21 protein-coding genes are annotated in these 24613 nt (G+C 65.3%); 10 read left to right on the top strand and 11 right to left on the bottom strand.

All coding sequences use genetic code 11. The annotated features are described in order from the left end of the window. Positions 1–10 precede the first annotated feature (10 nt). On the top strand, positions 11–2542 hold the full coding sequence (locus tag O0880_RS04395) for an FtsX-like permease family protein (protein WP_289885251.1): 2532 nt from the start codon (positions 11–13) through the stop codon (positions 2540–2542). Positions 2543–2550: 8 nt separating this feature from the next. On the opposite strand, the gene O0880_RS04400 is transcribed toward O0880_RS04395, so the two are convergent. Both O0880_RS04400 and O0880_RS04405 read right to left on the bottom strand, forming a co-directional pair. Then, positions 2551–3558 (bottom strand): response regulator, encoded by a 1008-nt coding sequence (locus tag O0880_RS04400; protein ID WP_071322348.1) that lies wholly within the window; start codon positions 3556–3558, stop codon positions 2551–2553. 3 nt (positions 3559–3561) lie between these two features. After that, positions 3562–4887 (bottom strand): HAMP domain-containing sensor histidine kinase, encoded by a 1326-nt coding sequence (locus tag O0880_RS04405; RefSeq protein WP_289885255.1) that lies wholly within the window; start codon positions 4885–4887, stop codon positions 3562–3564. 165 nt (positions 4888–5052) lie between these two features. Between O0880_RS04405 and cqsA the strand changes: the two genes are divergently transcribed. Continuing rightward, the gene (gene cqsA / locus O0880_RS04410; protein ID WP_289885256.1) at positions 5053–6297 is read left to right on the top strand and encodes an alpha-hydroxyketone-type quorum-sensing autoinducer synthase; all 1245 of its coding nucleotides are present in this window, start codon (positions 5053–5055) and stop codon (positions 6295–6297) included. Between the two features lie 10 nt (positions 6298–6307). Here cqsA and O0880_RS04415 read toward each other — a convergent pair whose 3' ends face one another. The 3 genes from O0880_RS04415 to O0880_RS04425 form a co-directional block, all read right to left on the bottom strand. Then, entirely contained in the window at positions 6308–6775 is a 468-nt protein-coding gene (locus O0880_RS04415) for a MarR family winged helix-turn-helix transcriptional regulator (protein WP_071322351.1), read from the bottom strand. Between the two features lie 219 nt (positions 6776–6994). After that, the gene (locus tag O0880_RS04420; protein ID WP_289885257.1) at positions 6995–7342 is read right to left on the bottom strand and encodes a GIY-YIG nuclease family protein; all 348 of its coding nucleotides are present in this window, start codon (positions 7340–7342) and stop codon (positions 6995–6997) included. Between the two features lie 12 nt (positions 7343–7354). Continuing rightward, the gene (locus O0880_RS04425) at positions 7355–8623 is read right to left on the bottom strand and encodes an MFS transporter (protein ID WP_071322353.1); all 1269 of its coding nucleotides are present in this window, start codon (positions 8621–8623) and stop codon (positions 7355–7357) included. Between the two features lie 144 nt (positions 8624–8767). On the opposite strand from O0880_RS04425, the gene O0880_RS04430 reads away from it, so the two are divergent. Both O0880_RS04430 and rmuC read left to right on the top strand, forming a co-directional pair. Next, entirely contained in the window at positions 8768–9172 is a 405-nt protein-coding gene (locus O0880_RS04430) for a group II truncated hemoglobin (RefSeq protein WP_156894688.1), read from the top strand. Positions 9173–9176: 4 nt separating this feature from the next. After that, positions 9177–10565, top strand: a complete 1389-nt coding sequence (gene rmuC, locus O0880_RS04435) for a DNA recombination protein RmuC (protein WP_289885258.1) — start codon at positions 9177–9179, stop codon at positions 10563–10565. A gap of 9 nt (positions 10566–10574) precedes the next feature. Here rmuC and O0880_RS04440 read toward each other — a convergent pair whose 3' ends face one another. Next, a complete protein-coding gene (locus O0880_RS04440; RefSeq protein WP_289885259.1) occupies positions 10575–11462 on the bottom strand; it encodes an MHFG family PEP-CTERM protein in 888 nt (295 codons plus the stop codon). Positions 11463–11549: 87 nt separating this feature from the next. Between O0880_RS04440 and O0880_RS04445 the strand changes: the two genes are divergently transcribed. Next, entirely contained in the window at positions 11550–11831 is a 282-nt protein-coding gene (locus O0880_RS04445) for a hypothetical protein (protein ID WP_289885260.1), read from the top strand. Here the strand turns inward: O0880_RS04445 and glp are convergent. The 4 genes from glp to O0880_RS04465 form a co-directional block, all read right to left on the bottom strand. Further along, positions 11828–13675, bottom strand: a complete 1848-nt coding sequence (gene glp / locus O0880_RS04450; RefSeq protein WP_289885261.1) for a gephyrin-like molybdotransferase Glp — start codon at positions 13673–13675, stop codon at positions 11828–11830. The two genes, O0880_RS04445 and glp, sit on opposite strands and share 4 nt — an antisense overlap. A 62-nt stretch (positions 13676–13737) precedes the next feature. Further along, a complete protein-coding gene (gene moaA / locus O0880_RS04455) occupies positions 13738–14859 on the bottom strand; it encodes a GTP 3',8-cyclase MoaA (RefSeq protein WP_289885262.1) in 1122 nt (373 codons plus the stop codon). Between the two features lie 29 nt (positions 14860–14888). Next, on the bottom strand, positions 14889–16235 hold the full coding sequence (gene chrA, locus O0880_RS04460; RefSeq protein WP_289885263.1) for a chromate efflux transporter: 1347 nt from the start codon (positions 16233–16235) through the stop codon (positions 14889–14891). Positions 16236–16342: 107 nt separating this feature from the next. Beyond that, complete coding sequence (locus tag O0880_RS04465) at positions 16343–19543, bottom strand: Rne/Rng family ribonuclease (protein ID WP_289885264.1); 3201 nt, start codon at positions 19541–19543, stop codon at positions 16343–16345. Between the two features lie 688 nt (positions 19544–20231). Here O0880_RS04465 and O0880_RS04470 point away from each other — a divergent pair. The 4 genes from O0880_RS04470 (at position 20232) to O0880_RS04485 (ending at position 23380) form a co-directional block, all read left to right on the top strand. Further along, a complete protein-coding gene (locus tag O0880_RS04470; RefSeq protein WP_071322360.1) occupies positions 20232–21227 on the top strand; it encodes an RluA family pseudouridine synthase in 996 nt (331 codons plus the stop codon). 77 nt (positions 21228–21304) lie between these two features. After that, positions 21305–21964, top strand: coding sequence for an HAD-IIIA family hydrolase (locus O0880_RS04475; RefSeq protein WP_071326253.1), 660 nt, complete (start codon positions 21305–21307; stop codon positions 21962–21964). After that, positions 21961–22338: a Rieske 2Fe-2S domain-containing protein gene (locus O0880_RS04480; protein ID WP_071322361.1), complete on the top strand. Its 378-nt coding sequence runs from the start codon at positions 21961–21963 to the stop codon at positions 22336–22338. The genes O0880_RS04475 and O0880_RS04480 overlap by 4 nt, the downstream gene beginning before the upstream one ends. A 40-nt stretch (positions 22339–22378) precedes the next feature. Next, on the top strand, positions 22379–23380 hold the full coding sequence (locus O0880_RS04485) for a S49 family peptidase (RefSeq protein ID WP_289885265.1): 1002 nt from the start codon (positions 22379–22381) through the stop codon (positions 23378–23380). A 394-nt stretch (positions 23381–23774) separates the two neighbouring features. Here O0880_RS04485 and O0880_RS04490 read toward each other — a convergent pair whose 3' ends face one another. After that, complete coding sequence (locus O0880_RS04490; protein WP_289885266.1) at positions 23775–24161, bottom strand: hypothetical protein; 387 nt, start codon at positions 24159–24161, stop codon at positions 23775–23777. A 167-nt stretch (positions 24162–24328) separates the two neighbouring features. Between O0880_RS04490 and O0880_RS04495 the strand changes: the two genes are divergently transcribed. Next, entirely contained in the window at positions 24329–24562 is a 234-nt protein-coding gene (locus O0880_RS04495) for a hypothetical protein (protein ID WP_289885267.1), read from the top strand. The last annotated feature ends 51 nt before the right edge of the window (positions 24563–24613 follow it).

A 24613-nucleotide genomic window follows, 5' to 3' on the forward strand; every position in this document is an offset into this window, starting at 1 on the left:
CCCGCCGCCCATGCTTCGCCTCTCCCTCAAAATGACCGGACGCGACTGGCGCGCCGGGCAACTGCGTTTCCTGCTCGTCGCGCTGATCGTGGCCGTGGCGGCCCTGTCGGCCGTCGGCTTCTTCGTCGACCGCCTGCGCGCCGGCCTGAACCGCGACGCACACCAGTTGCTGGGGGCCGACCTGGTCATCAGCGCCGACCAGCCCGTCAATGCGGCCTGGCGCGCGCAAGCCGTCCAGCGCGGCTTCGTGCTGGCCGATACGGTGACGTTTCCCAGCATGGCGCAGGCGGGCGCGGGCGAGCAGTCAAGCTCGCAGCTGGCCTCCATCAAGGCCGTCTCGCCCGGCTATCCGCAGCGGGGCAAGCTGAAGATCACCACCAACCTCGGCGAGGCGCAAGATGCCGTGGGGCGGCCAACGGACCAGGTGCCGGCGCCCGGCACCGTGTGGGTCGATGCGGCGATTCTTTCCAGTCTGAATGCGAAACTCGGCGACACGCTGACCCTGGGCGACAAGGCATTCACCGTGACGCAGCTGATCGCCAGCGAACCGGACCGCGGCGCTTCCTTCCTCAATTTCGCCCCGCGCGTGATGCTGCCCCTCGCTGACCTGGCCGCCACGGCGCTGGTGCAGAACGGTTCGCGCGTGTCGTACCGGCTGCTGCTGTCGGCGCCGCCCGCCAAGGCGGCCGAGCTTGCGCAATATCAAGCCTGGCTGGAGAACCAGATCAAGACGCAGGCCATCAAGGGCGTGCGCATCGAATCGCTGGAATCGGGCAGCCCGCAGATGCAATCGACGCTGGACCGCGCCGACCGCTTCCTGTCGCTCGTCGGCTTGCTGTCGGCCATGCTGGCGGCCGTTGCCGTGGCGATGGCGGCGCGCCGCTTCATGCTGCGCCACCTCGACGCCTGCGCCATGCTGCGCTGCCTGGGCCTGACGCAAAACCAGGTGACGGCCATGTACGTGATCGAATTTCTCTTCGTCGGCCTGGCCGGCAGCGTCGTCGGCGTGGCCGTCGGCTTCGGCGGCCACCTGGTGCTGCTGGAGCTGTTGGGCAAGCTGGTGCAGAATGACTTGCCGCCCGTCTCCATGCTGCCCGCCCTGCAGGGCGTGGCCACCGGCATGCTGCTCTTGCTGGGCTTTGCCTTGCCGCCGATTTTGCAGTTGCGCAATGTTCCGCATAACCGCGTGATCCGCCGCGAACAGGAGCCGCCGCAGGCGCTGGCCGTGGCCACCTACGGCCTGGGCATCGCCGCCTTCGTCGTGCTGCTCTTGTGGCAGGCGGGCGACGTCAAGCTGGCCTTGATGACGGCGGCCGGCTTCCTCGGCGGCTTCGCCCTGTTCGGCCTGGCCGGCTGGCTGGGCATCAAGTCGCTGAAGACCCTGCGCGGCGCCTTCAGGCACCAGGGCTGGCGCTTCGCCGTCACGTCCTTGCAGCGCCGTCCGGGCGCCACCGTCATCCAGGTGGTGTCGCTGGCCCTGGGCCTGATGGCCTTGCTGCTGCTGACGGTGGTGCGCGGCGACCTGATGGTGGCCTGGCGCAACGCCACGCCGCCCGACGCGCCGAACCGCTTCATGATCAATATCCTGCCCGAGCAAAAGGCGCCGATCGCCGCGCGCCTGGCCCAGGCCGGTGTCGCCAATGCCCCGCTGTATCCGATGATACGCGGGCGCCTGGTGGCCGTGAACGGCAACGCCATCACGGAAGACACTTACCAGGAAGACCGCGCCAAGGGCCTGGCCGACCGCGAATTCAACCTGTCGACGATGGCCGCCATGCAGGCGGAAAACAAGCTCGTGGCCGGCAAGTGGTTCAGCAATGCCCCGGGCGCGCCCGCCGAAGCGTCGGTGGAAGAGGGCATCGCCAAGACCCTGAAGCTGAAGCTGGGCGACAAGCTGCGCTTCGACATCGCCGGCCAGCCCGTCGAAGCGGCCATTACCAGCCTGCGCAAGCTGGAATGGGGGTCGATGCGCGTCAATTTCTTTGTCATCATCAATCCGGCCGCCATGGCGGACACGCCGCAGACGTGGATCACGGCCTTCCACCTGCCGCCCGCGCAGGCGGACCTGGGCAACGCCCTGCTGCGCGAGTATCCGAATTTGACGGTGGTCGACGTCGGCGGCGTGCTCAAGCAAATCCAGGGCGTGCTGGACCAGGTGGTGACGGCCGTCGAATTCCTGTTTGCCTTCACTCTGGCGTCGGGCTTGCTGGTGCTGTATGCGGCGCTGATGGGGTCGCAGGACGAGCGCACGCGCGAGGCGGGCCTGCTGCGCGCGCTGGGCGCCACGCGGCGCCAGCTGGCGCAGGCGCAGCTGATCGAGTTTTCGCTCGTGGGCGCGCTGGCCGGCCTGCTGGCGGCGACGGGTGCGGCCGCCATGGGCTGGGCGCTGGCCACCTACCAGTTCAAGTTCGCCTGGAGCTTCGCGCCCGGCGTGTGGGCCTTCGGCCTGCTGGCCGGCGCCCTGTGCGCGATCGCCGGCGGCTGGCTGGGACTGCGCAATGTCCTCAAGCATCCGCCGCTGCAGACCTTGCGCGAAAGCTAGGTTGCCAGCTACGCGCTGACGCTGTCGCCCGCGCCCGCGCGCAGAAATTGCGCGTAAGACATCACCGGCTGCCCCAGCTGGTGCGGCGGCACGTCGAACAGGGCCCAGAAGTACGTCACGCGGCCCAGGCAGATGGTGGGCGCGGCGCAGTAACGGAACCAGTTTTCACCGATCTGCGCCGCATACATGCCGTCGCTGTCGGCGTCGGAAAAATACGGGATAACGCGCATTTCCAGCAAGGCCAGCAGCAATGACTGGGGCGCGTCGTTGTCGCGCGCCATTTCGTACTGCGTGTGCAGGCTGCGTTCCGTCTCGATGATCATCAGCCGCGCCTGGCCATCGCGCGTGAAGAAGAGGATGCCGCTGGGATTGGGGAAAATATAGAATTCGACAAAGCCATGGCGCCGGCACAGTTCGTGGACGACGGCGGCCAGCGCCTCGTCCTGCAGGAAACTGTAGTCGTGCAGCATCAGCAAGTCGCGCACCGTGTCCGATTGCTGCAGGAAGAATTCGCGCTGCAGGGCGACGATTTCCTGTTCCAGGATGTCGAGCGCGTCATCGTCGCTCTTCTTGATGTAGCGGTCGATCAAGCCCCGGTTGAAGGCCGTCACGGCCACTTTCTCGTCGGCCGCCCCCGTAAATAGAATCTTCTTGCACGGCAAGTCGCGCACGGCCTGGCAAAACTCGAGGCCGTTCATCTGCGGCATTGAATAATCGACCACCAGCACGGACGGCACGGCAAAGCGCTGCGCCTGGCCGCTGATGCGCCAGATGCGTTCGATGTCGAGCGCCACGTTGCACTGGTCGGGCGGCAGGTTTTGCGTGTCGAAATTGACGTGCAGCGGCGTCTCGCCCAGCCGCGTGCTGTGGCGCAGCCAGTGCAGCGCGCTGCTGGTGTCGTGGAAGGTCTTGCGCGCCAGGCCCGGATCGAGCTGGAACGCCAGGCTTTTCAGGAAGGAATCGCTGTCGTCGATCAATACGGTCAGGGTCGGATGGGTGTAGACGGGCAGTTGCATGCGTCACCTCGCGCGGTGGATGGATGGAAAACGGTTGGGCCTGGGCCTGGGCGTGGCCAGCGGCTGCGGAAACTCCAGCACGAAGATGGCATAGGCGCCTTCGCGCGCCACGCAGCTGATGCGTGCATGCCACGCTTGCATGATTTGCCGGCACAGGGCCAGGCCGATGCCGCTGCCGTTGTGCGCGGGATAGGAATAGAAGCGGTCGAAGATCAGCGGCAATCGGCTGGCCGCGATGCCGCAGCCCGTGTCGATGAACAGCAGGCGCGGCATGGGACGCGCGCCATCGATGACGATGCGCACGCGGCCCTTGCCGGCGCGCTGGATGCCTTTCAGGGCATTGCGCAGCAAATTCAGCAAAATCACCACGCACAGCTCGGACTGGCCGGGAAAGCTGAAGTCGGTGCGCAGGTCGACCTTGACGATGTCGCGCTGCGCCGTGCTGGTGAACGGGTAGCGGCGCAGCACGGCGACGACGCTGTCGTGCATGTCCACCGTCTCGTTCGCCTCCAGCTTGCGGTTGACGGCGCTGGCGCTGAGCAGGAACAGGTCGATCATGTGGTGCATATGGCGCACTTCGAACTGGATGCGCGCCAGCGCTTCCAGGCTGGCCGCGCCCGGCTGCACGTCGTCGGCATCGCGCCGCAAGCCGCGCTGCAGGCCGCGCACGTTCGCTTCGACGCTGACGAGCGGCGTGCGCAATTCGTGCGCCACGCTGCCCAGTCCGGCCGCCAGTCCCGCCAGTTTTTCCTGCGCGCCCACATGACGGCCCACCTTGACCACGGACAGCACGGCGATCGTGAACCAGTGCACGGGCAGCTGCTGCAAGACGTCGCGGCTGAGCAGAAAGGCGGGTTCGCCAACGACGGCAAACGCCAGGCAGGCCAGCAGGGTACCGCTCAGGTAGGCCAGCATGGCGATGCGCGTATCGAAGTGGAACAGCACGATCAGCGCCACCAGCAGCGAATGCACCCACAGGGTTGAGGCGTGGTTCATCAGGAACATATACGTGAAGAAAAAGGGCAGTTCGAACGTCAGCCCCAGGAACAGGTACACGCTGAAGCCCATATTGCTGAAGCGCCCCGGCCACAGCGCGGGCAGGAACAGCAGCGCCGCGATGGTGCGCAGCGGCAACGATTCGTAGGGTTGCGGAAAGACATGCTGCCACAGCGCGTAGTACAGGGGCATGCCGAGCGCGCCGATGACGGCCAGCGTGCGCACCTGGGCGCGCCGCGTGGGCGTGTGTTCGATGGCGTCGTGGAAATGCAGGAAAGGCTGGAGGATCTTGCCTTGCCACCGTTTTCCGGAAGGGGACTGCGCATGCATCATGGTCGGGGGACGTGTTCGTTGAGGCGAATCAAGACAACATCATCGGCGTGTTCCTCCGGAAAAAGAGATATATCGCCATAACTGTTGAGATGGATCAATCACTTGCCGAATGGCTCGCGCATGTTGGACGCGGTAGTTCCCCCCGCAACCATTCCAGGAGTCCCCATGCCGAACGCCCTTTTCCCCCTGCCATCGAGCAAACTGCGCGCCGAACAACACTTGCCGGCCTTCGTGCGCGCGCGCATGGACGAGCACTATGTCGAGCGCATCGAGAAGCTGCTCGGTGGCGAACATTTACATGAATGGCAAGCCATGCCGGCCCGCGCGGTCATGTTGGCGGGCAATGATTACCTGAACATCGCCGGCGAGGCGGCGCTGCTGGCGGCCCAGTCCCGCGTCCTGCAGGGCGGCGGCGCCATGCTGATGTCGTCCGTGTTCCTGCAGGAAGGCAGCCGCCAGCACCGCCTCGAACGCAAGTTCGCGGATTTTCTCGGCAGCGAAGCCTGCGTGCTGGCGCAGTCGGGCTGGGCCGCCAATGTGGGCTTGCTGCAAAGCCTGGCCGGCCCCGGCATCCCCGTGTACCTGGACATGCTGGCGCACGCCTCGCTGTGGGAAGGCGTGCAGTCGGCGCAAGCCGCGCCCGTGCCTTTCCTGCACAACGATGGCGCCCACCTGCAGCGCCAGCTGGACAAGCATGGCCCCGGCATCATCGTCGTCGATGCGCTGTACAGCACGAACGGCAGCGTGGCGCCGCTGCCGCGGATGGTGGAGATCGCCGAGCGCAGCGGCAGCATGCTGATCGTCGACGAATCGCACTCGCTGGGCACGCACGGGCCGCAGGGCGCCGGCCTGGTGGTGGAGCTGGGGCTGGCCGAGCGCGTGCATTTCCGCACGGCCTCGCTGGCCAAGGCGTTTGCCGGGCGGGCCGGGCTGATCACCTGCTCGGCCCGCTTCAAGGGCTATTTTCTGTCCGCCTCGCGCCCGGCCATCTTCAGTTCCTGCCTGCTCGAACATGAACTGGCGTGGTTCGACGCCGCGCTCGATTTCATCCGCGCCGCCGATGCCCGCCGCGCCGCTCTGCGCCGCCACAGCGTGCAGCTGCGCCAGGGCCTGGCCGATCTCGGCTACAACGTCAGCGACGGCACGCAGCAGATCATCGCGCTGGAAGCGGGCAGCGAGCCCGATACCCTGATCCTGCGCAAGGCGTTGGAGCGGCACGGCATCTATGGCGCCGTCTTTTGCGCGCCGGCCACGCCGAAGAACCGCTCGCTGGTGCGCCTGACCCTGAACGCGGGCTTGCGCGAGGATGACTGCGCGCGCGTGCTGGCGGCCTGCGCGGCCATCCGCGAGGAAACGGGCATGGCGCGCTGGCCGTCGACGCGGCGCCTGCGCAAGCTGGCGCTGGTGTAAGGGGAATACGTCAGCCGCTGACGGGCTGGTTGCCGGCGATAGTGCCCAGTAGCATGGACAGGGGCGCCAGCTGTTCGGCGCTGGCATGGCCCAGCAATTCCTGGCCCAGCGCCTGCGCCGTCGCATTCGCGTGCGCCAGCAAGTCCAGGCCCGCGGCCGTGATGGCGGCATAGCCGACGCGCGCATCGCGCTGGTCGGCCTGGCGCGCCACCAGGCCGATTTTTTCCAGCGGCATCAGCGAGCGCGTGATGCCGGACGCCGTCAGCGCCAGGCGCTCGGCCAGGTCGATGCGGCGCAGGCGCCCGCCGGGGGCGCGCTGCAAGTGGTACAGCAATTGATAATCGCCAAAGCTCAAGCCATGCAGGTTGCCCAGGGTGCTGTCGAAGCGGCGCACCAGCATGGCCTGGGCGCGCGCCAGGCGCAGGCAGAAGTCCAGCGCGCTGCCGCCGTCCGGCGGCTGGGAAGTGTGATCGGTCATGGCGGTCCTTTGTATAGCCTGCGTAGTGCTTGAGTGCGCAAGTGTAACGCATGGCCGCCGAGCGTCTATCGCGGCAGGGAGCGTCTGCTGCTGACAGCGCATCAGGAGCCGGGACAAGGCGTGAGGAGGACGCGTGACGAGCCATGCGACGACGATCAACGCAGTCTCCGCTTCTGGAGGGCGGCAGCAGCGGAGGCATGCATCTACCGGGATAGGCGCTTAATACAGTGCCTGCCCCTGTTCCAGCAGTTGCGCCCGGTGCAGCGCCAGCAGGGCGTCGAGCTCGGCGTCCGCATCGACGGCGCGATCGTCGTCCGGCTGGACGGTGTCGATGATGGCAAGGCGGAAGGCCGCTGCGCCATCGCGCCGCCAGTCCGCCTGCAGGCGTGCATTGCGGTGCGTGCCCAGCGCCAGTTCGAAGCGGTGCCGGTTCAGCGCGCCGGGTGCGTTGCGGCTGCGTTCGAGCAACACGCAGCCGCTGGGAAGGTGCTGCAGCGCGATGATGCCCAGCGCGGGCGCTTGTTGCCGGTAAGCGGCTTTCAGGGCCGCTTGCTGTGTCTTGTCCATGCTTGGGCTTTCTCAAGGTTGAAGGGCGCCGTCGGCTTGTCCGATGCGCGGGATGCCGGTCAGCAGGGCGGCGGCGATGGCGGCCGCGAGCAGCAGGGCGCCGCCGGCGCAGAACAGTTCGCCCACCGTGAGGTGGCGCAGCAGCGCGCCCGTGGCCGCCGCCGACAGCGGCGCCAGGCCCAGGAAGATGGCCATGAACAGCGCCATCGCCCGGCCCAGCATGGCTGGCGCCACGCGCCGCTGTATCCAGGTAAAGATGGCTACTTGCAGATAGCCGCCCAGCATCCCCGTGACGGCCAGCAAGGCGGCGCCTTGCCAGCTGCCGTCGATTTGTCCCAGCGCCATCAGCAGCACGGCGACGGCGGCATCGGCCAGCAGCAGGATGGCGCCGAAGCGGCGGCGCAGCCAGGCGCCGCCCAGGCTGGAGGCCAGCATGCCGGCCAGGGTGCCGGCGCCATGCGCGGCCATCAGCAAGCCCAGCGCCGAGGCACCGTGCAGGCGTTCGCTGGCCAGCACGGGCAAGGCCACTTGCAGCGGCCCCATGACGAAGAAGGCCACGACGGCCCAGTAGGCATAGCAGCTGCGCAAGGGGATGTCGCGCCACACCATGGCCAGGCCCGCCGCCATGTCGCGCCACACGCCTTGCGCCGCGGCGGACATTGCCGCTGGCCGCAGGGTGACTTGCTGCAAGGTCCACGCCGAGAACAGAAACGTCAGCGCATCGATGGCAAAGGCGGCGGCCAGCGCCGCCATGCCGGTTTGCTGCGCGCCATCGTGGGCGCCAAGCACGAGCGCCGCCAGCAGGGGACCGGCCAGCAGCGACAGCTGGCGCGCGCCCATCTGCAGGCTGTTGGCCGTCTGCAGTGCCTGCGGCGGCACGGCCTGCGGCAGGATGGCCGAGCCTGCCGGGATGCCGAAGGCGGCAGCGATACCGAGCGCCAGCGCGGCCGCATACGCCAGCGCGAGGCTGGCCTGGCCCAGCCACAGCAGCCCTGCCAGCAACAGCAGGATGGCGGCATTGACCAATTTGCTCGCCAGCATCACGCGCCTGGGCGAATAGCGGTCGGCGACCGTGCCGCCCAGCAGTATCAGCACGGCGCGCGGCGCGCCCATCAGGGCCACGGCGATGCCCAGGCTGAGGCTATCGCCGGTCAGGCTCAGCACCAGCCAGGGCAGGGCCAGCATGCTGAACTGGTCGCCCAGCATGGAGACGAGGCCGCCGCCCAGCAGCCAGCGGAAGTTGCGATTGCGCATCAAGTTGGGGGTGGCGGAGGTTGGCATGTTCGTGCGCCCATGCGGGCCAGGTGTTTAAAATTGAATGGTAGTTGATATAAGCTTGATCAGTCAAGTATATTGCCATTTATTGTGGCAATGCTCGGGTGGCAATGCGGCCGGCGCTGCATGGGGCGCGGTGCTTGCGCTATCATGGCGGCCATGACTGATACCACTGCCCCCACCCTGTACGAGACCATCGGCGGCGCTCCCGTGCTGCGCGACATGGTCGACCGTTTTTATGATCTGATGGAGCTCGAGCCCGAGTTTGCCGGCATCCGCGTCATGCATCCGCCGTCGACGGACGGCTCGCGCGACAAGCTGTATTTCTTCCTCACGGGCTGGATGGGCGGCCCCGATTTGTACATCGAGAAATTCGGCCACCCGCGCCTGCGCGCGCGCCACCTGCCGTACGCCATCGGCACGAGCGAACGCGACCAGTGGCTGCGCGCCATGGCCTGGGCCATGGAAGACACGGGCATCGAAGAGTCCTTGCGCGTGCGCCTGATGGAGTCGTTCTATCAGACGGCCGACTGGATGCGCAACAAACCTGACTGATCCCATGAGCCCAATCGAGTTTTACAGCCTGCTGGGCGCCGTCGTCGTCGCCATCGTCCTGTTGCTTCTGCTCCTGCTGCGTCCGCGCGGCGGCGCCGGCGATGGCGCCACCACGCTGGCGCTGGTGCAGCAGCACCAGCAGCAAAGCCTGGAACGCATCGACCGGGTCGAGCGCGAAGTGCGGCTGCAGCTGCAGGCGTCGGCGCAGGCGACGCGGCAAGACCTGGCCGCCGGCCTGGCGCAATTCCAGGCGGCGACACTGCAGCAGCTCGACAGCCTGCGCACGCAGATGCAGGCGCAGGGGAAAGTCGGTCGCGAAGAGCAGGCGCAAAGCCTGGCGCGCTTCGCCGACAGCACCAACCAGACTTTGGCCCAGCTGACTGAATCGAATGCGCAGCGCATGCTGGAAGTGCGCGCCACCTTGGAAAACAAGATCCGCGAGCTGCAGGCGGACAATGGCGCGCGCCTGGAAGAGATGCGCAAGACGGTCGACGAGAAACTGCATGCGACGCTGGAGACGCGGCTCTCCGCCTCGTTCCAGCAAGTGTCGGAGCGGCTGGAAAAAGTCCACCAGGGCCTGGGCGAGATGCAGCAGCTGGCGCTGGGCGTGGGCGACCTGAAGCGGGTGCTCACCAACGTCAAGACGCGCGGCACCTGGGGCGAGGTGCAGCTGGAAATGCTGCTGGAGCAGGTACTCACTGTCGAACAGTATGCGAAGAACGTGGAAACCGTGGCCGGCAGCGGCGCGCGCGTGGAATTCGCCTTGAAACTGCCGGGCATGGTCGATGGCGGCGCGCCCGTGTGGATGCCGATCGATGCGAAATTCCCGAAAGAGCAATATGAACGCCTGGTCGAGGCGGCCGAGCGGGCCGATGCCGATGGCGTGGCCCTGGCCGGACGCGAGCTGGAGCGGGCCGTGCGCGGCGAGGCGAAGACCATCGCCGAGAAATACCTGGCGCCGCCGCAGACCACCGACTTTGCCATCCTGTTCCTGCCCACCGAGGGGTTGTATGCGGAAGTGATGCGCCGCCCCGGCCTGGCCGATGAATTGCAGCGCGTGCACCGGGTCAGCATCGCCGGGCCGTCCACGCTGACGGCCTTGCTCAACAGTCTGCAGATGGGCTTTCGCACGCTGGCGCTGGAAAAGCGTTCATCCGAAGTGTGGCAGGTGCTGGGCGCCGTCAAGACGGAATTTGGCAAGTTCGGCGACGTGCTGACGCAAACCAAACTGACCCTGGAACGGGCGGCGAAGAATATCGAAAGCGCGGAAGTGCGCAGCCGCCAGATGGCGCGCAAGCTCAAATCCGTGGAAGCCTTGCCGGGCGACGCGGCTGCCCTGTTGCTGGGCGCGGCGGACGCCGGCCTGACCGGCGAGGCGGGCGACGGCGAGTAGCGCCTTCGCCTATGCCGCTGGCGCCTGCCGGCGGCGGCGCGCGGCATAGGCCGTCAGCGCCAGTCCTGCCAGCAGCATGGCCCAGGTTTGCGGTTCGGGCACGGCTGGCAAGACCGTCGGGCCGGTGGGCGGCAGCGTCGGCAGGATCACGGTGGGCGGCACGATGATGCTGCTGCCCGTCGACCCTGGCGGCACCACATAGCCGCCACCCCCGCCGCCGCCACCGCCGCCCATGCCGGCCGGCGGCGCGATGCCGCCGACGGTGCGCACATAATCGAAGGGCAGGAAGGGAATGCTGGCCACGGCCGGCGGCGCGACGCCGCCCGTGAAGGACCCGCCGCGCAAGGCGTCGGGATTGTCGATCACGGGCACGCCGGGGGCGGCCGGCGCAGCCGGCGCGGCGGCCACGGGCGCGGCACCGCCGGGAGCGGCACCGGCCGCCGGCGGCGCCGATGCGGGCACCTGCGTGATGCGGCTGACATTGCGGCAAATGGTCGGCACGAGGATGCATTGTCCCTGCACGCAATACACGAGTCCCCGTTCCTGCATCTGCTCGCTCCAGCCCGAGCGCGTCACATTGCGGCAGACACGGCCCGGGCCGAAATGCATGTCGCTGATGCGCGCCTGGTAATTGCCCTTGCCGCGGATGGCGTCGCGGCTGATCACCACGATCTCATCGTACTGGCGCGCGCGCATGCGCTCCTTCAATTGTTCGCGCACGGGCGGCGCGATATCCGTATAGCGGTCCACGGCGGCCACCACGTCACCCATGAACGGATCGACGCCGGGGCGGTTCCAATTGCAGTTGTCCAGCACGTCGGCACGCGCGATGCCTTTGGCGTTGGCGGGCAGAGGCGCCAGGGACAACACGCTGAATATGACTGCTGTGCCCAGCATGCAGGCGCCCGCGATCCATGGAGTGTGTTGCGCTGCCAGTTTCTTCGAGGAAATCATATCAAAATTGAACTCTTTAGGTGAGTTCCGATGTTATCACCGAAGAAACTTCAATATCAACAAATAAATAAAATAATTACAATTAGTGTTGTGTTTATTTATATTTTCTATCGAGAAATAATTAATATTTTTATCTCATTTTTTTGGGGCGTGGCACAGTCCGCGTGCAAGGTGGCAATGAGGAAGATGGGCGCGGGTGCGCTGTCGCAGCGGGCGCAGGGGGGGGAGTGGGGGGAGGCGCCGCGCGCAGGCGGTACGATGTGCGGGCTGGAAGCGTCACGCCCGATGGGCATGACGTTGCCGAATACTTAGGTCAGGCCGTGGAACAGCACGATATCGACGGGGTCGCCGGCGGCCACGTGGCCTTGCGCCGCGTGCAGCACGATCATGCAATTGGCTTGCGTCATCGAGCGCAGGATGCCCGAGCCTTGCGCGCCCGTCACGCGCACGTGCTGGCGCCCGTCCGCGTCGCGTTCGACGATGCCGCGCTGATATTCCGTGCGGCCCCGTTTCTTGCGGATGGGCGCCTGCGCCGCCACTTGCAGCAGCGGCAGGCTGGCCGTGTCCGCATCGGCGCCCATCATGCGCAGCAGGGTGGGACGGGCGAGGAAATAAAACGTCGCCATCACGGCCACCGGGTTGCCGGGCAAGCCCAGCAGCAAGGCCGTTTCGCCGCCGCTGGCGATGCGGCCAAACGCCATGGGGCGGCCCGGGCGCATGTTGATTTGCCAGAAGGCCACTTCGCCGAGGCGCGCCAGGATCTCGCGCGTAAAGTCGGCCGCGCCGCTGGAGACGCCGCCCGAGGTGATGATGACGTCGGCAGCGGCACAGGCGCCGCGCAGGGCCGCTTCCAGCGCTTGCGGCTGATCCTTGACGATGCCCATGTCGAGCACCTCGCAGCCGAGCCGGGTCAGCATGCCCAGCAGGGTGTAGCGGTTGCTGTCGTAGATGCAGCCGGCATCGAGCTGCTCGCCGATCGAGCGCAATTCGTCGCCGGTGGAAAAGAAGGCCACGCGCAGGCGGCGGCGCACGGGCACCGTGGCGATGCCCAGCGAGGCCAGCAAGCCCAGTTCGGCCGGTCCCAGGCGCTTGCCCTGCAGCAAGGCCGGCTGGCCCTGCATCAAGTCTTCGCCCTTGAAGCGGCGGTTGTCGCCGGGGCGGATGCAGTCGGGCGCCACGGTAATGCCGTGCTCGCCGGCTTGCCGCACCAGCTCCTGCGGCACCACGCTGTCGCAGCCGTCCGGCATGACGGCGCCCGTCATGATGCGCGCGCACTGCCCGCGTTGTACCGTGACGGTGCCGGGGCGGCCGGCCAGGATGGTATCGACCACGGCCAGAGTCACGGGCGCGTCGCCGCCGAGGTCGGCACCGTGCAGCGCATAGCCATCCATGGCGGAATTGTCGTGCGCGGGCACGCTGATGGGCGAGATGATGTCGGCCGCCAGGATGCGCTCGAGCGCCTGCGGCAGCGGCAATTGTTCGATGTCCGCGACGGGAGCGACGGCGTCGGCCAGCATGGCCTGCGCCACCGGCACGTCCAGGCCCTGCGCCTGCAGAGCCGCCAGGTCGTCCGGCGTATTGATGTTGCCGAATGCGCGGCCATCCTCGAACAGCACTTCGGCCAGTTTCAAGGGGCCGTGCCAGGTGCGCATGCGGCGCTCGCCGGCCGCCAGGTAGGCGTCCAGCTGGGGCAGGGCCAATGTTTTCACCAGGCAAAAGACGGGATGCGGGCGGCGCACCGTCTGTCCCGTCGCAGGGTCGATTTCCTCGGTGACGGCGATGGCCAGGTCGGCATCGTGTGCGACGAGGCCGGCGGCCAGGCGCGCAGCCAGGTCGGACGGCAGCAGCGGCGAGTCGCAGGGCACCGTCAGCAGGTAGGGCGTGGCGGCGTGCTGCATGCCGCTGTGCAAGCCGGCCAGCGGGCCCAGCTGGCCAGGCAGCACGTCGCTCCACACGGGCAGGCCGAAGCGCGCGTAGGCGCCCGCGTGTTCGTTGGCGCTGATGGCCAGCTGGCCCACTTGCGGCGCCAGGCGCTGCAGCACGTGGCGCACGAGGGGCTGGCCGTGCAGGGGCAGCATGCCCTTGTCGGCCTGGCCCATGCGCGTGCCGCGCCCGCCAGCGAGGATGAGGCCGGTAATGTTGTGTTTATCTGTCATGAGAAGCGAAAATGTGGATGCATACGCCATGGTAGCAGCGGCGCGCGCGCGCCGCGCCCGATTCAGCCGCCGATGTACGACATTTCCACTTTCTTTTTACCGCGCTCAAGCGTGCCGCCCGTCAAGTCCGTCTGGCTGGTGCGCAATTGCGAATAGCGGTCCCCACGGCCGCGCCACAGTTGCGCCACCGCCGAGGAAATTTCGGCATCGCTGTGGCCGCCGCGCAGCAGGCTGCGCAGGTCGTGGCCGCTGCTGGCGAACAGGCACGTGTACAGCTTGCCTTCGGTCGATAGGCGGGCGCGGCTGCAGTCGCCGCAGAACGCTTGCGTGACGCTGGAAATGAGGCCGATTTCGCCGCCGCCGTCCGCATAGCGCCAGCGCGCGGCCGTCTCGCCCGTGTAGTTGGGCTCGATGGGCAGCAAGGGCATGTGTTCGCCGATGCGCCGCACGACGTCGGCCGAAGGGATGACTTCCTGCAAGTTCCAGCCGTTCGAGGCGCCCACGTCCATGTATTCGATGAAGCGCAGGATGTAGGGCGTGCCCTTGAAGTGGCGCGCCATCGGCACGATTTCCTGCTCGTTCATGCCGGCTTTGACCACCATGTTGATCTTGATCGGCCCCAGGCCCGCCTGGTGTGCCGCATCGATGCCGTGCAGCACGTCGGCGACGGCGAAATCGACGTCGTTCATGCGCTTGAAGGTGGCGTCGTCGAGCGAATCGAGCGACACGGTGACGCGGTTCAGGCCCGCATCCTTCAAGGCTTGCGCCTTCCTGGCCAGCAGGGAACCATTCGTCGTCAGGGTCAGGTCCAGCGGCTGGCCCGACGGCGTGCGCAGGGCGGCCAGCATGGCGATGAGCTTTTCGATATTTTTGCGCAGCAACGGTTCGCCGCCCGTCAGGCGGATCTTTTCCACGCCGTGCGCGACGAACAGGCGCGCGATGCGCGTGATTTCCTCGAACGACAGCAAGTCCGTGTGCGGCAGGTAGACGTGGTTCTTGTCGAACACGTCTTTCGGCATGCAATACACGCAGCGGAAATTGCAGCGGTCGGTAATCGAGATGCGCAGGTCGTGCAGGGGCCGGCCCAGGCGGTCGGCGACGTTGCCGCTGGGACTTTCCAGCCGGTCGGGTATCGCCGGCACCCCATTGCGGGCGTCGGCGAGGAAGATAATCTTGTCAGCCATGAAAGGTGATGCCACTTACGTTAAGTCGTTCAAGGCAGATACGATAGCACGAGGCCGAAGATGGCACAGGCGAGCAGCAATTTGATGGTTCCCATTTGAAACTTGATCAGCGCCACGCCAGCCGCCGCCGCGATGCCGACGGCCAGCCAGTCCCAGTGCGGCACGGGACTTTCTTGCCAGAAGACATGGTGACCAAAGAACAGGGCCAGGCTGGCGATGACGCCCACCACGGCCGCCGAGATGGCCGTCAGGGGCGCGTTCAGGCGCAGGTTGCCGCGCGACGCTTCCACCACGGGCGCGCCGGCGAGGATGAAGATGAACGAGGGCAGGAAGGTGAACCAGCTGGCGACCAGCGCGCCACCGATGCCGGCCAGCCACAGATGTTCGCCGGCGCTGCCCGCCGCCTGGCTCCAGCCGCCCACAAAACCGATGAAGGCGACGATCATGATCAGGGGGCCGGGCGTCGTTTCGCCCAGGGCCAGGCCATCCATCATCTGCGCGCTGCTGATCCAGTGGTAATGCTCGACGGCGCCCTGCACCAGGTAGGGCAGCACGGCGTAGGCGCCGCCGAACGTCAGCAGGGCGGCCTTGCTGAAAAACACGCCCATCTGCGCCAGCGGCTGCTCGCGCCCGCCCAGTAGCGCCAGGCCCAGCCAGGTGAGAAAGGCCAGCGCCACGCCCAGGGCGGCCGTGCCCAGCAGGCGCGGCCAGCTGAAGCGCGCGTGGGATGGCGTCGGCGTGTCGTCATCGATCAGGGCGGGGCCGAAGCGGGCCGCGCCCCCATGCGGCATGGCGCCGGCATGGAAATGCCCGGGCAGCCAGTGGCCGCCGGCCATGCCCAGCAGGGCGGCACCGAGCACGATCAGCGGAAATGGCAGATGTAGCGCGGCGATGGCGACAAATGCGGCAGCCGCAATGGCGGCCAGGCCGGGGCTGCGCAAGGTGCGCCGGGCCAGCCGCCAGCCCGCCGCCGCCACGATGGCGACGACGGCCGGCTTGACGCCGTACAGGATGCCGGCGATGGCGCTCACGTGGCCGTAGGCCAGGTACAGCCAGGACAGGGTGATCAGGAGCAACAGCGAGGGCAGCAGGAACAGCAGTCCCGCCACGATGCCGCCGCGCGTGCGGTGCATCAGCCAGCCGATGTAGATGGCCAGCTGGGTCGCTTCCGGTCCCGGCAGCAGCATGCAGTAGTTCAAGGCGTGCAGGAAGCGCTGTTCGGAAATCCAGCGCCGCTTTTCCACCAGTTCCGCATGCATCATGGCGATTTGCCCGGCCGGGCCGCCAAAGCTGACGCAGCCCAGCTTGAGCCAGTACCAGAAGGCGCTGCGCAGGCTGACGGCGGCGGGAGGGGCGGTGGTGGAGTCAGGGAGCATGGCTGGCGGTCTGGCTGGCGTGGGTTGGGTTAGGTATGCGGGGCATAAAAAAAGGGGAAGCCTGAGCTTCCCCTTTCATCATTGGCGGCTGGGTGACCCCGGCGCGCTTATGGACGCTGCGTGTTGACCTGGATCAACGGCTCATCCGATTGCGGCGGCAATGGCTTGCGTTCGCGTGGCTTGCGCACGGGCGCGACGGCCTTGGCGGCAGCTTCCTGTGCCAGGCGCAGCTTTTCCGGATCGGTGGCGGCCAGGGTCAGGCCGGCCGAACCGAGCACCGCGTTCAAGTCCAGCGGCGCGGCCACTGGCGCGGCAGGCGCTGGGGTTGGTGCAGGCGCTGGCGCAGCTACAGGAGCTGGCGCAGCTTCGGCAACCACGGGTGCGGCTTCCACCACGGCCGGGGCCGCTTCCACCACGACAGCGGCAGGCACCGCTTCGGCGACTGGCGCTTCTTCGATCACGGCGATCGCTTCGACCAGCGGCGCCGCTTCCACGACAGGCACGGCTTCCACGATGATTTCCGCTGGCGCCGGAGCAGGAGCAGCCTCGGCCTTCTCGGCAAAGCTGTACTCGGCGGCAGGAGCAGGCTCGGCAGCGGCCGGTACAGCTTGCGCTGCAGCAACGACGGCTTCGACAGGCGCTTCCGGCACGATCACGGCGGCAGGGGCGGCCACTTCAGCCACTTCAGCAGCAGGAACCGCTTCGGCAACGTCAGCGGCAGGCGCTGCTGCTTCTGCCTTGGCGATTTCCACGACCTGGGCCACTTCCACCACTTCCACCACGACGGCCGGTGCGGCATCAACGGCAGCTTCCACTGGCGCGGCAACGGCGACGACGGCGGTAGCAGCCGCTACCACGGCGACCGGGGCAGCGTCGGTTTCGTTGGCTGGCGCCACGGTAAAGCTGATCACCGGGGCGTCCTGGCCTTCGTTCTCGCCGTTTGCCGATTCGATCAGCTCGCCCGTTTCACGGTCGCGGCGGTTGCGGTTGCGGCCACCACGACGGCGGCGGCGGCGCGGTTCTTCGCCTTCGACGTCGTTTTCCGTCTCTTCGCCTTCAGGACCGGCGTTCGCCGGCGCTTTCAGCAAGTTCGCCGGTGCGGCGTCGGACTCGGGGCCGTTTGACGGCACGACCACGTTGATGGCGCTGGCGGCAGCGCCGACCAATGCCAGCTCTTCAGCTTTCACTTCAGCAACAACAGCCTTGTCGGCGCGCGGTTCGCGCGCTTCGCGTGGCTGGCGTGGCGGACGTTCGGCGCGCTCCGGGCGCTCGGCACGTTCCGGACGCTCGGCGCGTTCAGGACGTTCGCCGCGTTCGCGCGGTGCCGCTGCCGTGTCGCCATTCTCGCGCGCTTCACGCGGTTCGCGTGGCGGACGTGGCGGGCGTGGCGGACGTGCCGCTTTTTCCAGTGCTTCCGCTTCTTTCGCGGCGTCGTCCTGGGCTGGACGGCCCTGGCCCGGTTCGCGTTCTTCGCGGCCCGGCTTGCCATTGCGGCCACGGCCACGCGGGCCACGGCTGTTGCGGTCGCCGCGGTCGGCGCCGGCCGGCTTGGCCGGGGCGACAGGGGCTGGCGCCGGCGCCACCGGTGCCGGGGCGCCGGTGAAGAAGCTGATGATCTTGGCGATCAGGCCTTGCGGCGCGGCAGGCGCGGCCACCGGAGCTGGTTTCGCTTCGACGGGCTTGCGCTCGACCAGCGGTGCCGGCTGGTCAGGCGTGATCGTCTTGACGACGGCTTCCTGGCGCGGCTTGGCTTCTTCCTTCTGGCGCTTGCTGTAAGCCATGTCGGTTTCAGCGTGTTCGGCCAGGTTGTAGCTGGCCTGGCTATCTTCCAGACGCGGATCGTCGTGCTTGATGCGTTCCAGCTTGTAGTGCGGCGTTTCCAGATGCTTGTTCGGGATCAGGATCACGGCGATGCGGTGGCGGTTCTCGATCTTCAGCACTTCGCCGCGCTTTTCGTTGAGCAGGAAGGCGCCCACGTCGACGGGCACTTGCACGTGGATGGTGGCCGAGTTTTCCTTCATCGCCTCTTCCTGGATGATGCGCAGCACCTGCAGGGCGGACGATTCCGTATCGCGGATGTGGCCGGTGCCGGAGCAGCGCGGGCACGTCACGTGCGAACCTTCGGACAGCGAAGGACGCAGGCGCTGGCGCGACAGTTCCATCAGGCCGAAACGCGAAATCTTGCCCATTTGCACGCGGGCACGGTCATGGTGCAGTGCATCTTTCAGGCGCTGTTCCACTTCGCGCTGGTTCTTCGCCACTTCCATGTCGATGAAGTCGATGACGATCAGGCCACCCAGGTCGCGCAGGCGCAGCTGGCGGGCCACTTCTTCGGCCGCTTCGCAGTTGGTGTTGAAGGCGGTGGTCTCGATGTCCGAGCCGCGCGTGGCGCGGGCCGAGTTGACGTCGACGGAGACCAGGGCTTCCGTGTGGTCGATGACGATGGCACCGCCCGATGGCAGCGGCACGGTGCGGCTGTAGGCCGTTTCGATCTGGTGTTCGATCTGGAAGCGCGAGAACAGCGGCACGTCGTCGCTGTAGCGTTTTACGCGGTGCACCATGTCGGGCATCACGTGGCTCATGAACTGGTGCGCCTGGTCGTAGATCTCGTCGGTGTCGATCAGGATTTCGCCGATGTCGGGCTGGAAGTAGTCGCGGATGGCGCGGATGACGAGCGACGATTCCTGGTAGATCAGGAAGGCGCCGTTGGCCGACTTGCCGGCGCCTTCGATGGCGCGCCACAGTTGCATCAGGTAATTCAAGTCCCACTGCAGTTCATCGACGTTGCGGCCGATGCCGGCGGTGCGGGCGATCACGGACATGCCAGCTGGCAAGTCCAGTTTATCCATGGTTTCGCGCAATTCCTGGCGCTCTTCGCCTTCCACGCGGCGCGATACGCCACCGCCACGCGGGTTGTTCGGCATCAATACCAGGTAACGGCCGGCCAGCGAAACGAACGAGGTCAGGGCGGCGCCCTTGTTGCCGCGTTCTTCTTTTTCCACCTGGACCATGATTTCCTGGCCTTCGCGCAGCGCTTCCTTGACGGAGGCATTGCGCACGTCCACGCCTTCGCGGAAGTACGTGCGGGCAACTTCCTTGAAAGGCAGGAAGCCGTGGCGGTCTTCGCCATAGCTGACGAAGCACGCTTCGAGCGATGGCTCGATGCGCGTGATCACGCCCTTGTAGATGTTGGATTTGCGCTGTTCGCGCCCGGCTGTCTCGATATCGATGTCGATCAGTTTTTGTCCGTCGACAATCGCTACGCGCAGTTCTTCTTGCTGCGTGGCATTAAACAACATGCGTTTCATTTTTATAACTCCGCGACCCGTAGGCCATCTCAAAGCCGCTTCCGGGGAAGCGGCGAAAGTACAGGGATATATGCGAGAACGGGAGTGTTGGCGGGGGGAATGCCTTAGCGTGCGGAGCAACAACGTGTACGAGGTATACGTTGCGGCCGCAACAGGGCGCGGTGAGGTCGATCGTCATGCCGAGTGCACAGGACACCTGCAACTCATCTGAAGCAGCCCGGATGCCGGGGGCAGAGAATGCAGGTGGTCAGCAAATTCAGAGCCAAATCGTAAGCCGGCTCATTACAGGGATCGCGATGGCGAGGCTTGGCCTCAGCCTATTCATCGACAACCCTCAGTATTGTGGCCTCATACGGGGTTTGGCGAAAACGGCAAGCGTTATCAACTTCATCAACCCGCGAGCCCGACTCGATAAGTCGCGCTAACGGGTACTTATCCTTATAATCCAATACACTCTCTTCAGCATCTCCACGCGTTATCCGATTACAACTACGGTGCAACCTTGATTCGCGCAGGGATGGTGCATATACATTTTTTTCCACCGAATTTGCAATTTGGCGAGGCCGGTGGAGACGCCCCTGTGTAAAATGTGCTTTTATTCTTACACTCGCAGCAGCCAGGGCCGCAGCAAAAACAATTATATATTCAAAATGAAGGACTTAGAGAGATTTCTGGGAAGACATAGTAAATGAAGAGTCAAAATGATGTTGTTCCCCCTTCAACACCCCCGGTTCAGCCGCAAGCCCAATTCGTAACGATCGCCGAGGAAGAAGCAGGCCAGCGCATCGACAACTACTTATTAAGAGTGTGCAAGGGAGTGCCTAAAAGCCACATCTACCGGATCTTGCGATCGGGAGAAGTGCGGGTCAATAAAGGCCGTATCGATCAGCTGTACCGTCTCGCCGCCGGCGACGTGGTGCGCATTCCTCCCGTGCGCGTGGCCGAAAAGGCCCCCACGGGCGCGCCGGCCGCCGAATTTGCCATCATCTTCGAAGATGCGCAGCTGCTCGTCATCGACAAGCCGGCCGGCGTCGCCGTGCATGGCGGCTCGGGCGTGTCGTTCGGCGTGATCGAGCAATTGCGCGCTTCGCGTCCCGACGCCAAGTTCCTCGAGCTGGTGCACCGCCTGGACCGCGACACGTCCGGCCTGTTGTTGCTGGCAAAGAAACGTTCCGCGCTGACCAACTTGCACGAGCAGATGCGCGACGGCGTCACGGACAAGCGCTATCTGGTGCTGGTGGCCGGCGACTGGAAGAATGCGCGCCAGCATATCAAGTTGCCATTGCATAAATATACGACGGCCGAAGGCGAGCGCCGGGTGGCCGTGCAGGCCGATGGCCTGGCCTCGCACACGGTGTTTTCGCTGTTGCATAAATATCACAACTTCGCCTTGCTGGAAGCGGAATTGAAGACGGGACGCACGCACCAGATCCGGGTGCACCTGTCTTCGTCCGGCTTCCCCATCGCCGGCGACGATAAATATGGCGACTTTGCCCTCAACCGTGCCCTGTTGAAAGCCGACAGCACGCGCGGCGCCCTGAAACGCATGTTCCTGCATGCGCATCAAATCACGTTCACGCATCCGGAAACGGGCAAGACGATGACCCTGAATGCGCCGCTGGCTGCCGAATGCCAGCGTTTCTTGGTAAGCTTGGGCAAACCATTGGCCGTTGCCCCACGTTAAGTGTGGCCGGGACTATCCACAAGATAGCCAGGCCACTATTCATTCTCAAGGAGCCGGCGGCTATGTCGTCGGGAAACATGGCAAGAAAGCAATTTGATCTGATCGTCTTCGATTGGGACGGTACGCTGATAGACAGTACCTCGACCATCGTCAAGTGCATCCAGGCGTCGGCCAAAGACCTGGGCTTGCCTGTTCCCACCGAGTTGCTGGCTTCGCACGTGATCGGCCTGGGCTTGCAGGAAGCCATGCAGCTGGTGATGCCCGATGTCGAGCCGAAATACCATGCGCGCATGGCGGAGCGTTATCGCTATCACTATCTGTCGCGCGACCACGAGCTGGCCTTGTTTCCTGGCGTACAGGACATGCTGCAGGACTTGTCGCAGCAGGCGTATTTCCTCGCCGTCGCCACGGGCAAGAGCCGCGTCGGCCTGAACCGTTCGCTGAACGCCGTCAAGCTGCTGTCGCTGTTCGACGCGACGCGTTGCGCCGACGAAACGTTTTCCAAGCCCCATCCGGCCATGTTGCAGGAACTGACGCGCGAACTGGGGCAGGATATGCGCCGTACCGTGATGATCGGCGACACCAGCCATGATTTATTGATGGCAAGCAATGCGGGCGCGGCCGGTATTGCCGTAGAGTATGGTGCGCATCCTGTCGAGCAGTTGCAGGCATGCAAGCCCCTGTATTCGGCGGCCACGGTGACCGAGCTGCATCAATGGCTGAGCGAGCACGCATGATGAGTGACCTTGTCGACGTGTTCATCTGCGCCGCCGATGCGGTGGCCGAGGGGGGCAAGGGCGTGCGCTTTCCCGTCCTGGCCGGCGGCGAAACCACCACCGGCTTTGTCGTGCGTTATGACGGCAAGCCGTACGGCTACCTGAATCGCTGTGCCCACGTGCCGATCGAGCTGGACTGGGCCGAAGGCGAGTTTTTCGAATCCAGCGGCCTGTATCTGATGTGTTCGACGCATGGCGCCATCTATGTGCCCGACAGCGGCTATTGCGCGGGCGGCCCCTGCAAGGGCGGCCGCCTGCGTCCGATTCCCGTGGCCGAGCGCGATGGCCAGCTGTACTGGCAGCCTGACGATTATGTGCGGCCTGTGCCGGCCTGATGCCGGGCGCCGCCTTCCTGCAATTTAAGCAAAGTGAACTATGAGCGATAACACGAATGACAAGCTGGACAGCAGCGTGCCAGCCGCCGGCAACGGCGCCCCTGCAGGGCACTGGGAGCGCGACGTGCTGGAAAAGCTGGTGTTTGCGACCTTGCAGGAGCAGCGCGCGCACCGCCGCTGGAGCGTCTTCTTCAAGGTCTTCAGCCTGCTGATCGTGCTGTTCGCCCTGTGGGTGTTTTATGACTACAACAGCGCGGACGACAGCGAAACCCTGGGCCGTCACACGGCCCTGATCGACATCAGCGGCGCCATCGAGTCCGAAGGCAGCGGCTCGGCCGCCGTCGTCATCCCCGCGCTGGACAAGGCCTTTTCCGACAGCGGTTCCGTCGCCGTGGTGCTGCATATAAACAGTCCGGGCGGCAGTCCCGTGCAGGCCGGCATGATCGTCGACGAGATGCAGCGCTTGCGCAAGGGCTATCCGGACAAGCCGCTGTATGTGGTGGTCGATGAAATGTGCGCCTCGGGCGGCTATTACATCGCCGCCGCCGCCGACCGCATCTACGTCAACAAGGCCAGCGTCGTCGGTTCCATCGGCGTCTTGATGGATGGCTTCGGCTTCACGGGCGTGATGGAAAAGGTCGGCGTCGAGCGCCGCCTGCTGACGGCTGGCGAGAACAAGGGTTTCATGGATCCGTTCAGCCCGCTGACGGAAAAACACAAGGCGTATGCACAGGGCATGCTCGATGAAATCCACCAGCAGTTCATCGAAGTGGTGCGCACGGGCCGCGGCAAGCGCCTGAAGGAAACGCCGGAGACCTTCTCCGGCCTGTACTGGACGGGCGCGAAAGCCGTCGAGATGGGCCTGGCGGATGACTTCGGCACGGTCGACAGCGTGGCGCGCGACGTGGTCAAGGCGGAAGACATCGTCGACTACACGCAGCACGAAGGTTTGCCGGAACGGGTGCTGAAGAAATTTGGCGCAGCCATGGGCGCGGGGGCCATGAAGGCGGCCGTGCAGCAGGCGCAGCCGGCGTTGCGTTGAGGATATCTCTCGTATCAGCTTGGCAATCCAGTTGAGAATGATTTGCAATAAGATGCTGATTTGCCTTGAAAATCGACCTGCTTGGGCTATAGTGAAGCGGTAGTTCTTTTCAAGGAGGGGCGATATATCCAACTATGTTGTCAGTACTTTGATTGGCAGGTCCTGGAACTACTCGCCGCATCGCAGATGTGGTTTTGAGTGAATTTACATTCCTCACTAAAGTCCCGTTGGGGCTTGGGAACGGCGGCGCAATGCCGCCGTTTCCTTTTGTGTGCCGCCATCGCTGGCGCTATCGATGAGGGTACGGCTGCTGACGACCGCAACGCCACATGGCGCGCGGGGTGGAGTGGCATGCATGCGAGGGCAGGGCATGGGTGGCCGGGCATGGCCGCCTTCAGGCGGCGCAGTCGTTACAGTGCGCAGGCAAGGTCGGGGCAAGGGACTGCTTAGCCTGCGCGATGGTTTCCTTTGTGATCGGCGATGGGGCGGAGGCTGGCGCGGGCGCCGCGTCCTGGTTCTCGCTCAGCATGTCGGCCTGGGCAAAGCCTCCCTGTTCCAGCCAGCACATGAAATGGCATTGCGCCTCCGCGTGCCAGCGCATCTGGCTGGTCGCCATCGGCGCGTCGTCGCCGGCCACGAAGGCCTCTTCCCGCGAGGGGTGGGCGCCGCGCCAGCGCGCCACGGCCAGGTTAACTTTATGCATCGCATCCTGTTCGGTGGCGATACGGCGGCGCATGTCGTCTATGCTGCCTTGCAAGGCAATGGTGTCGGTGTGCTTCATACGATGTCCTTCCCGGTCGTTCGTGGCTACTGCCGAAATTCCTAAAGCACGTTAGGCGGATTCCTAACGAAGTTTCAGTCTATCAATGCAATATTCCGAGCGCTTGATCTATCTCAAAGGAATCGTTCATCAAACACATTGTGATGCATTTTTTGTGCGGCGATCGAATGACGTGCCTGGTAATTATTGTATTTAAATCAGTATTAAGCGGCAGGGTAGCTGGCACCGTGCCGCTTGCGGGCGATGGAGTTTTCCTTGCCGCCCTCCTTGTGCGAGTCAGCGATGCACTGCCCGACCGTTGCATGCTGAATGAGGAAACGCAGATGCATTATTTGCCAGCGATGGAAATTTTTATTTGTTTGACATCCTGGTTTGCAGGTGTGAAAATGTTGCCGATTTAATTAGCATGCCGATTTTGTTGATCGTATGCGTAATGAAAATCTATTTTCTGG

The sequence above is a fragment of the Janthinobacterium sp. SUN118 genome (genome assembly GCF_030397695.1).
GTDB lineage: Bacteria > Pseudomonadota > Gammaproteobacteria > Burkholderiales > Burkholderiaceae_D > Janthinobacterium.

Coding starts and splice junctions, on each gene's coding strand:
- O0880_RS04395 (WP_289885251.1), top strand. CDS start 11: ATGCTTCGCCTCTCCCTCAAAATGACCGGACGCGACTGGCGCGCCGGG.
- O0880_RS04400 (WP_071322348.1), bottom strand. CDS start 3,558: ATGCAACTGCCCGTCTACACCCATCCGACCCTGACCGTATTGATCGAC.
- O0880_RS04405 (WP_289885255.1), bottom strand. CDS start 4,887: ATGATGCATGCGCAGTCCCCTTCCGGAAAACGGTGGCAAGGCAAGATC.
- cqsA (WP_289885256.1), top strand. CDS start 5,053: ATGCCGAACGCCCTTTTCCCCCTGCCATCGAGCAAACTGCGCGCCGAA.
- O0880_RS04415 (WP_071322351.1), bottom strand. CDS start 6,775: ATGACCGATCACACTTCCCAGCCGCCGGACGGCGGCAGCGCGCTGGAC.
- O0880_RS04420 (WP_289885257.1), bottom strand. CDS start 7,342: ATGGACAAGACACAGCAAGCGGCCCTGAAAGCCGCTTACCGGCAACAA.
- O0880_RS04425 (WP_071322353.1), bottom strand. CDS start 8,623: ATGCCAACCTCCGCCACCCCCAACTTGATGCGCAATCGCAACTTCCGC.
- O0880_RS04430 (WP_156894688.1), top strand. CDS start 8,768: ATGGCGGCCATGACTGATACCACTGCCCCCACCCTGTACGAGACCATC.
- rmuC (WP_289885258.1), top strand. CDS start 9,177: ATGAGCCCAATCGAGTTTTACAGCCTGCTGGGCGCCGTCGTCGTCGCC.
- O0880_RS04440 (WP_289885259.1), bottom strand. CDS start 11,462: ATGCTGGGCACAGCAGTCATATTCAGCGTGTTGTCCCTGGCGCCTCTG.
- O0880_RS04445 (WP_289885260.1), top strand. CDS start 11,550: ATGTTATCACCGAAGAAACTTCAATATCAACAAATAAATAAAATAATT.
- glp (WP_289885261.1), bottom strand. CDS start 13,675: ATGACAGATAAACACAACATTACCGGCCTCATCCTCGCTGGCGGGCGC.
- moaA (WP_289885262.1), bottom strand. CDS start 14,859: ATGGCTGACAAGATTATCTTCCTCGCCGACGCCCGCAATGGGGTGCCG.
- chrA (WP_289885263.1), bottom strand. CDS start 16,235: ATGCTCCCTGACTCCACCACCGCCCCTCCCGCCGCCGTCAGCCTGCGC.
- O0880_RS04465 (WP_289885264.1), bottom strand. CDS start 19,543: ATGAAACGCATGTTGTTTAATGCCACGCAGCAAGAAGAACTGCGCGTA.
- O0880_RS04470 (WP_071322360.1), top strand. CDS start 20,232: ATGAAGAGTCAAAATGATGTTGTTCCCCCTTCAACACCCCCGGTTCAG.
- O0880_RS04475 (WP_071326253.1), top strand. CDS start 21,305: ATGGCAAGAAAGCAATTTGATCTGATCGTCTTCGATTGGGACGGTACG.
- O0880_RS04480 (WP_071322361.1), top strand. CDS start 21,961: ATGATGAGTGACCTTGTCGACGTGTTCATCTGCGCCGCCGATGCGGTG.
- O0880_RS04485 (WP_289885265.1), top strand. CDS start 22,379: ATGAGCGATAACACGAATGACAAGCTGGACAGCAGCGTGCCAGCCGCC.
- O0880_RS04490 (WP_289885266.1), bottom strand. CDS start 24,161: ATGAAGCACACCGACACCATTGCCTTGCAAGGCAGCATAGACGACATG.
- O0880_RS04495 (WP_289885267.1), top strand. CDS start 24,329: ATGACGTGCCTGGTAATTATTGTATTTAAATCAGTATTAAGCGGCAGG.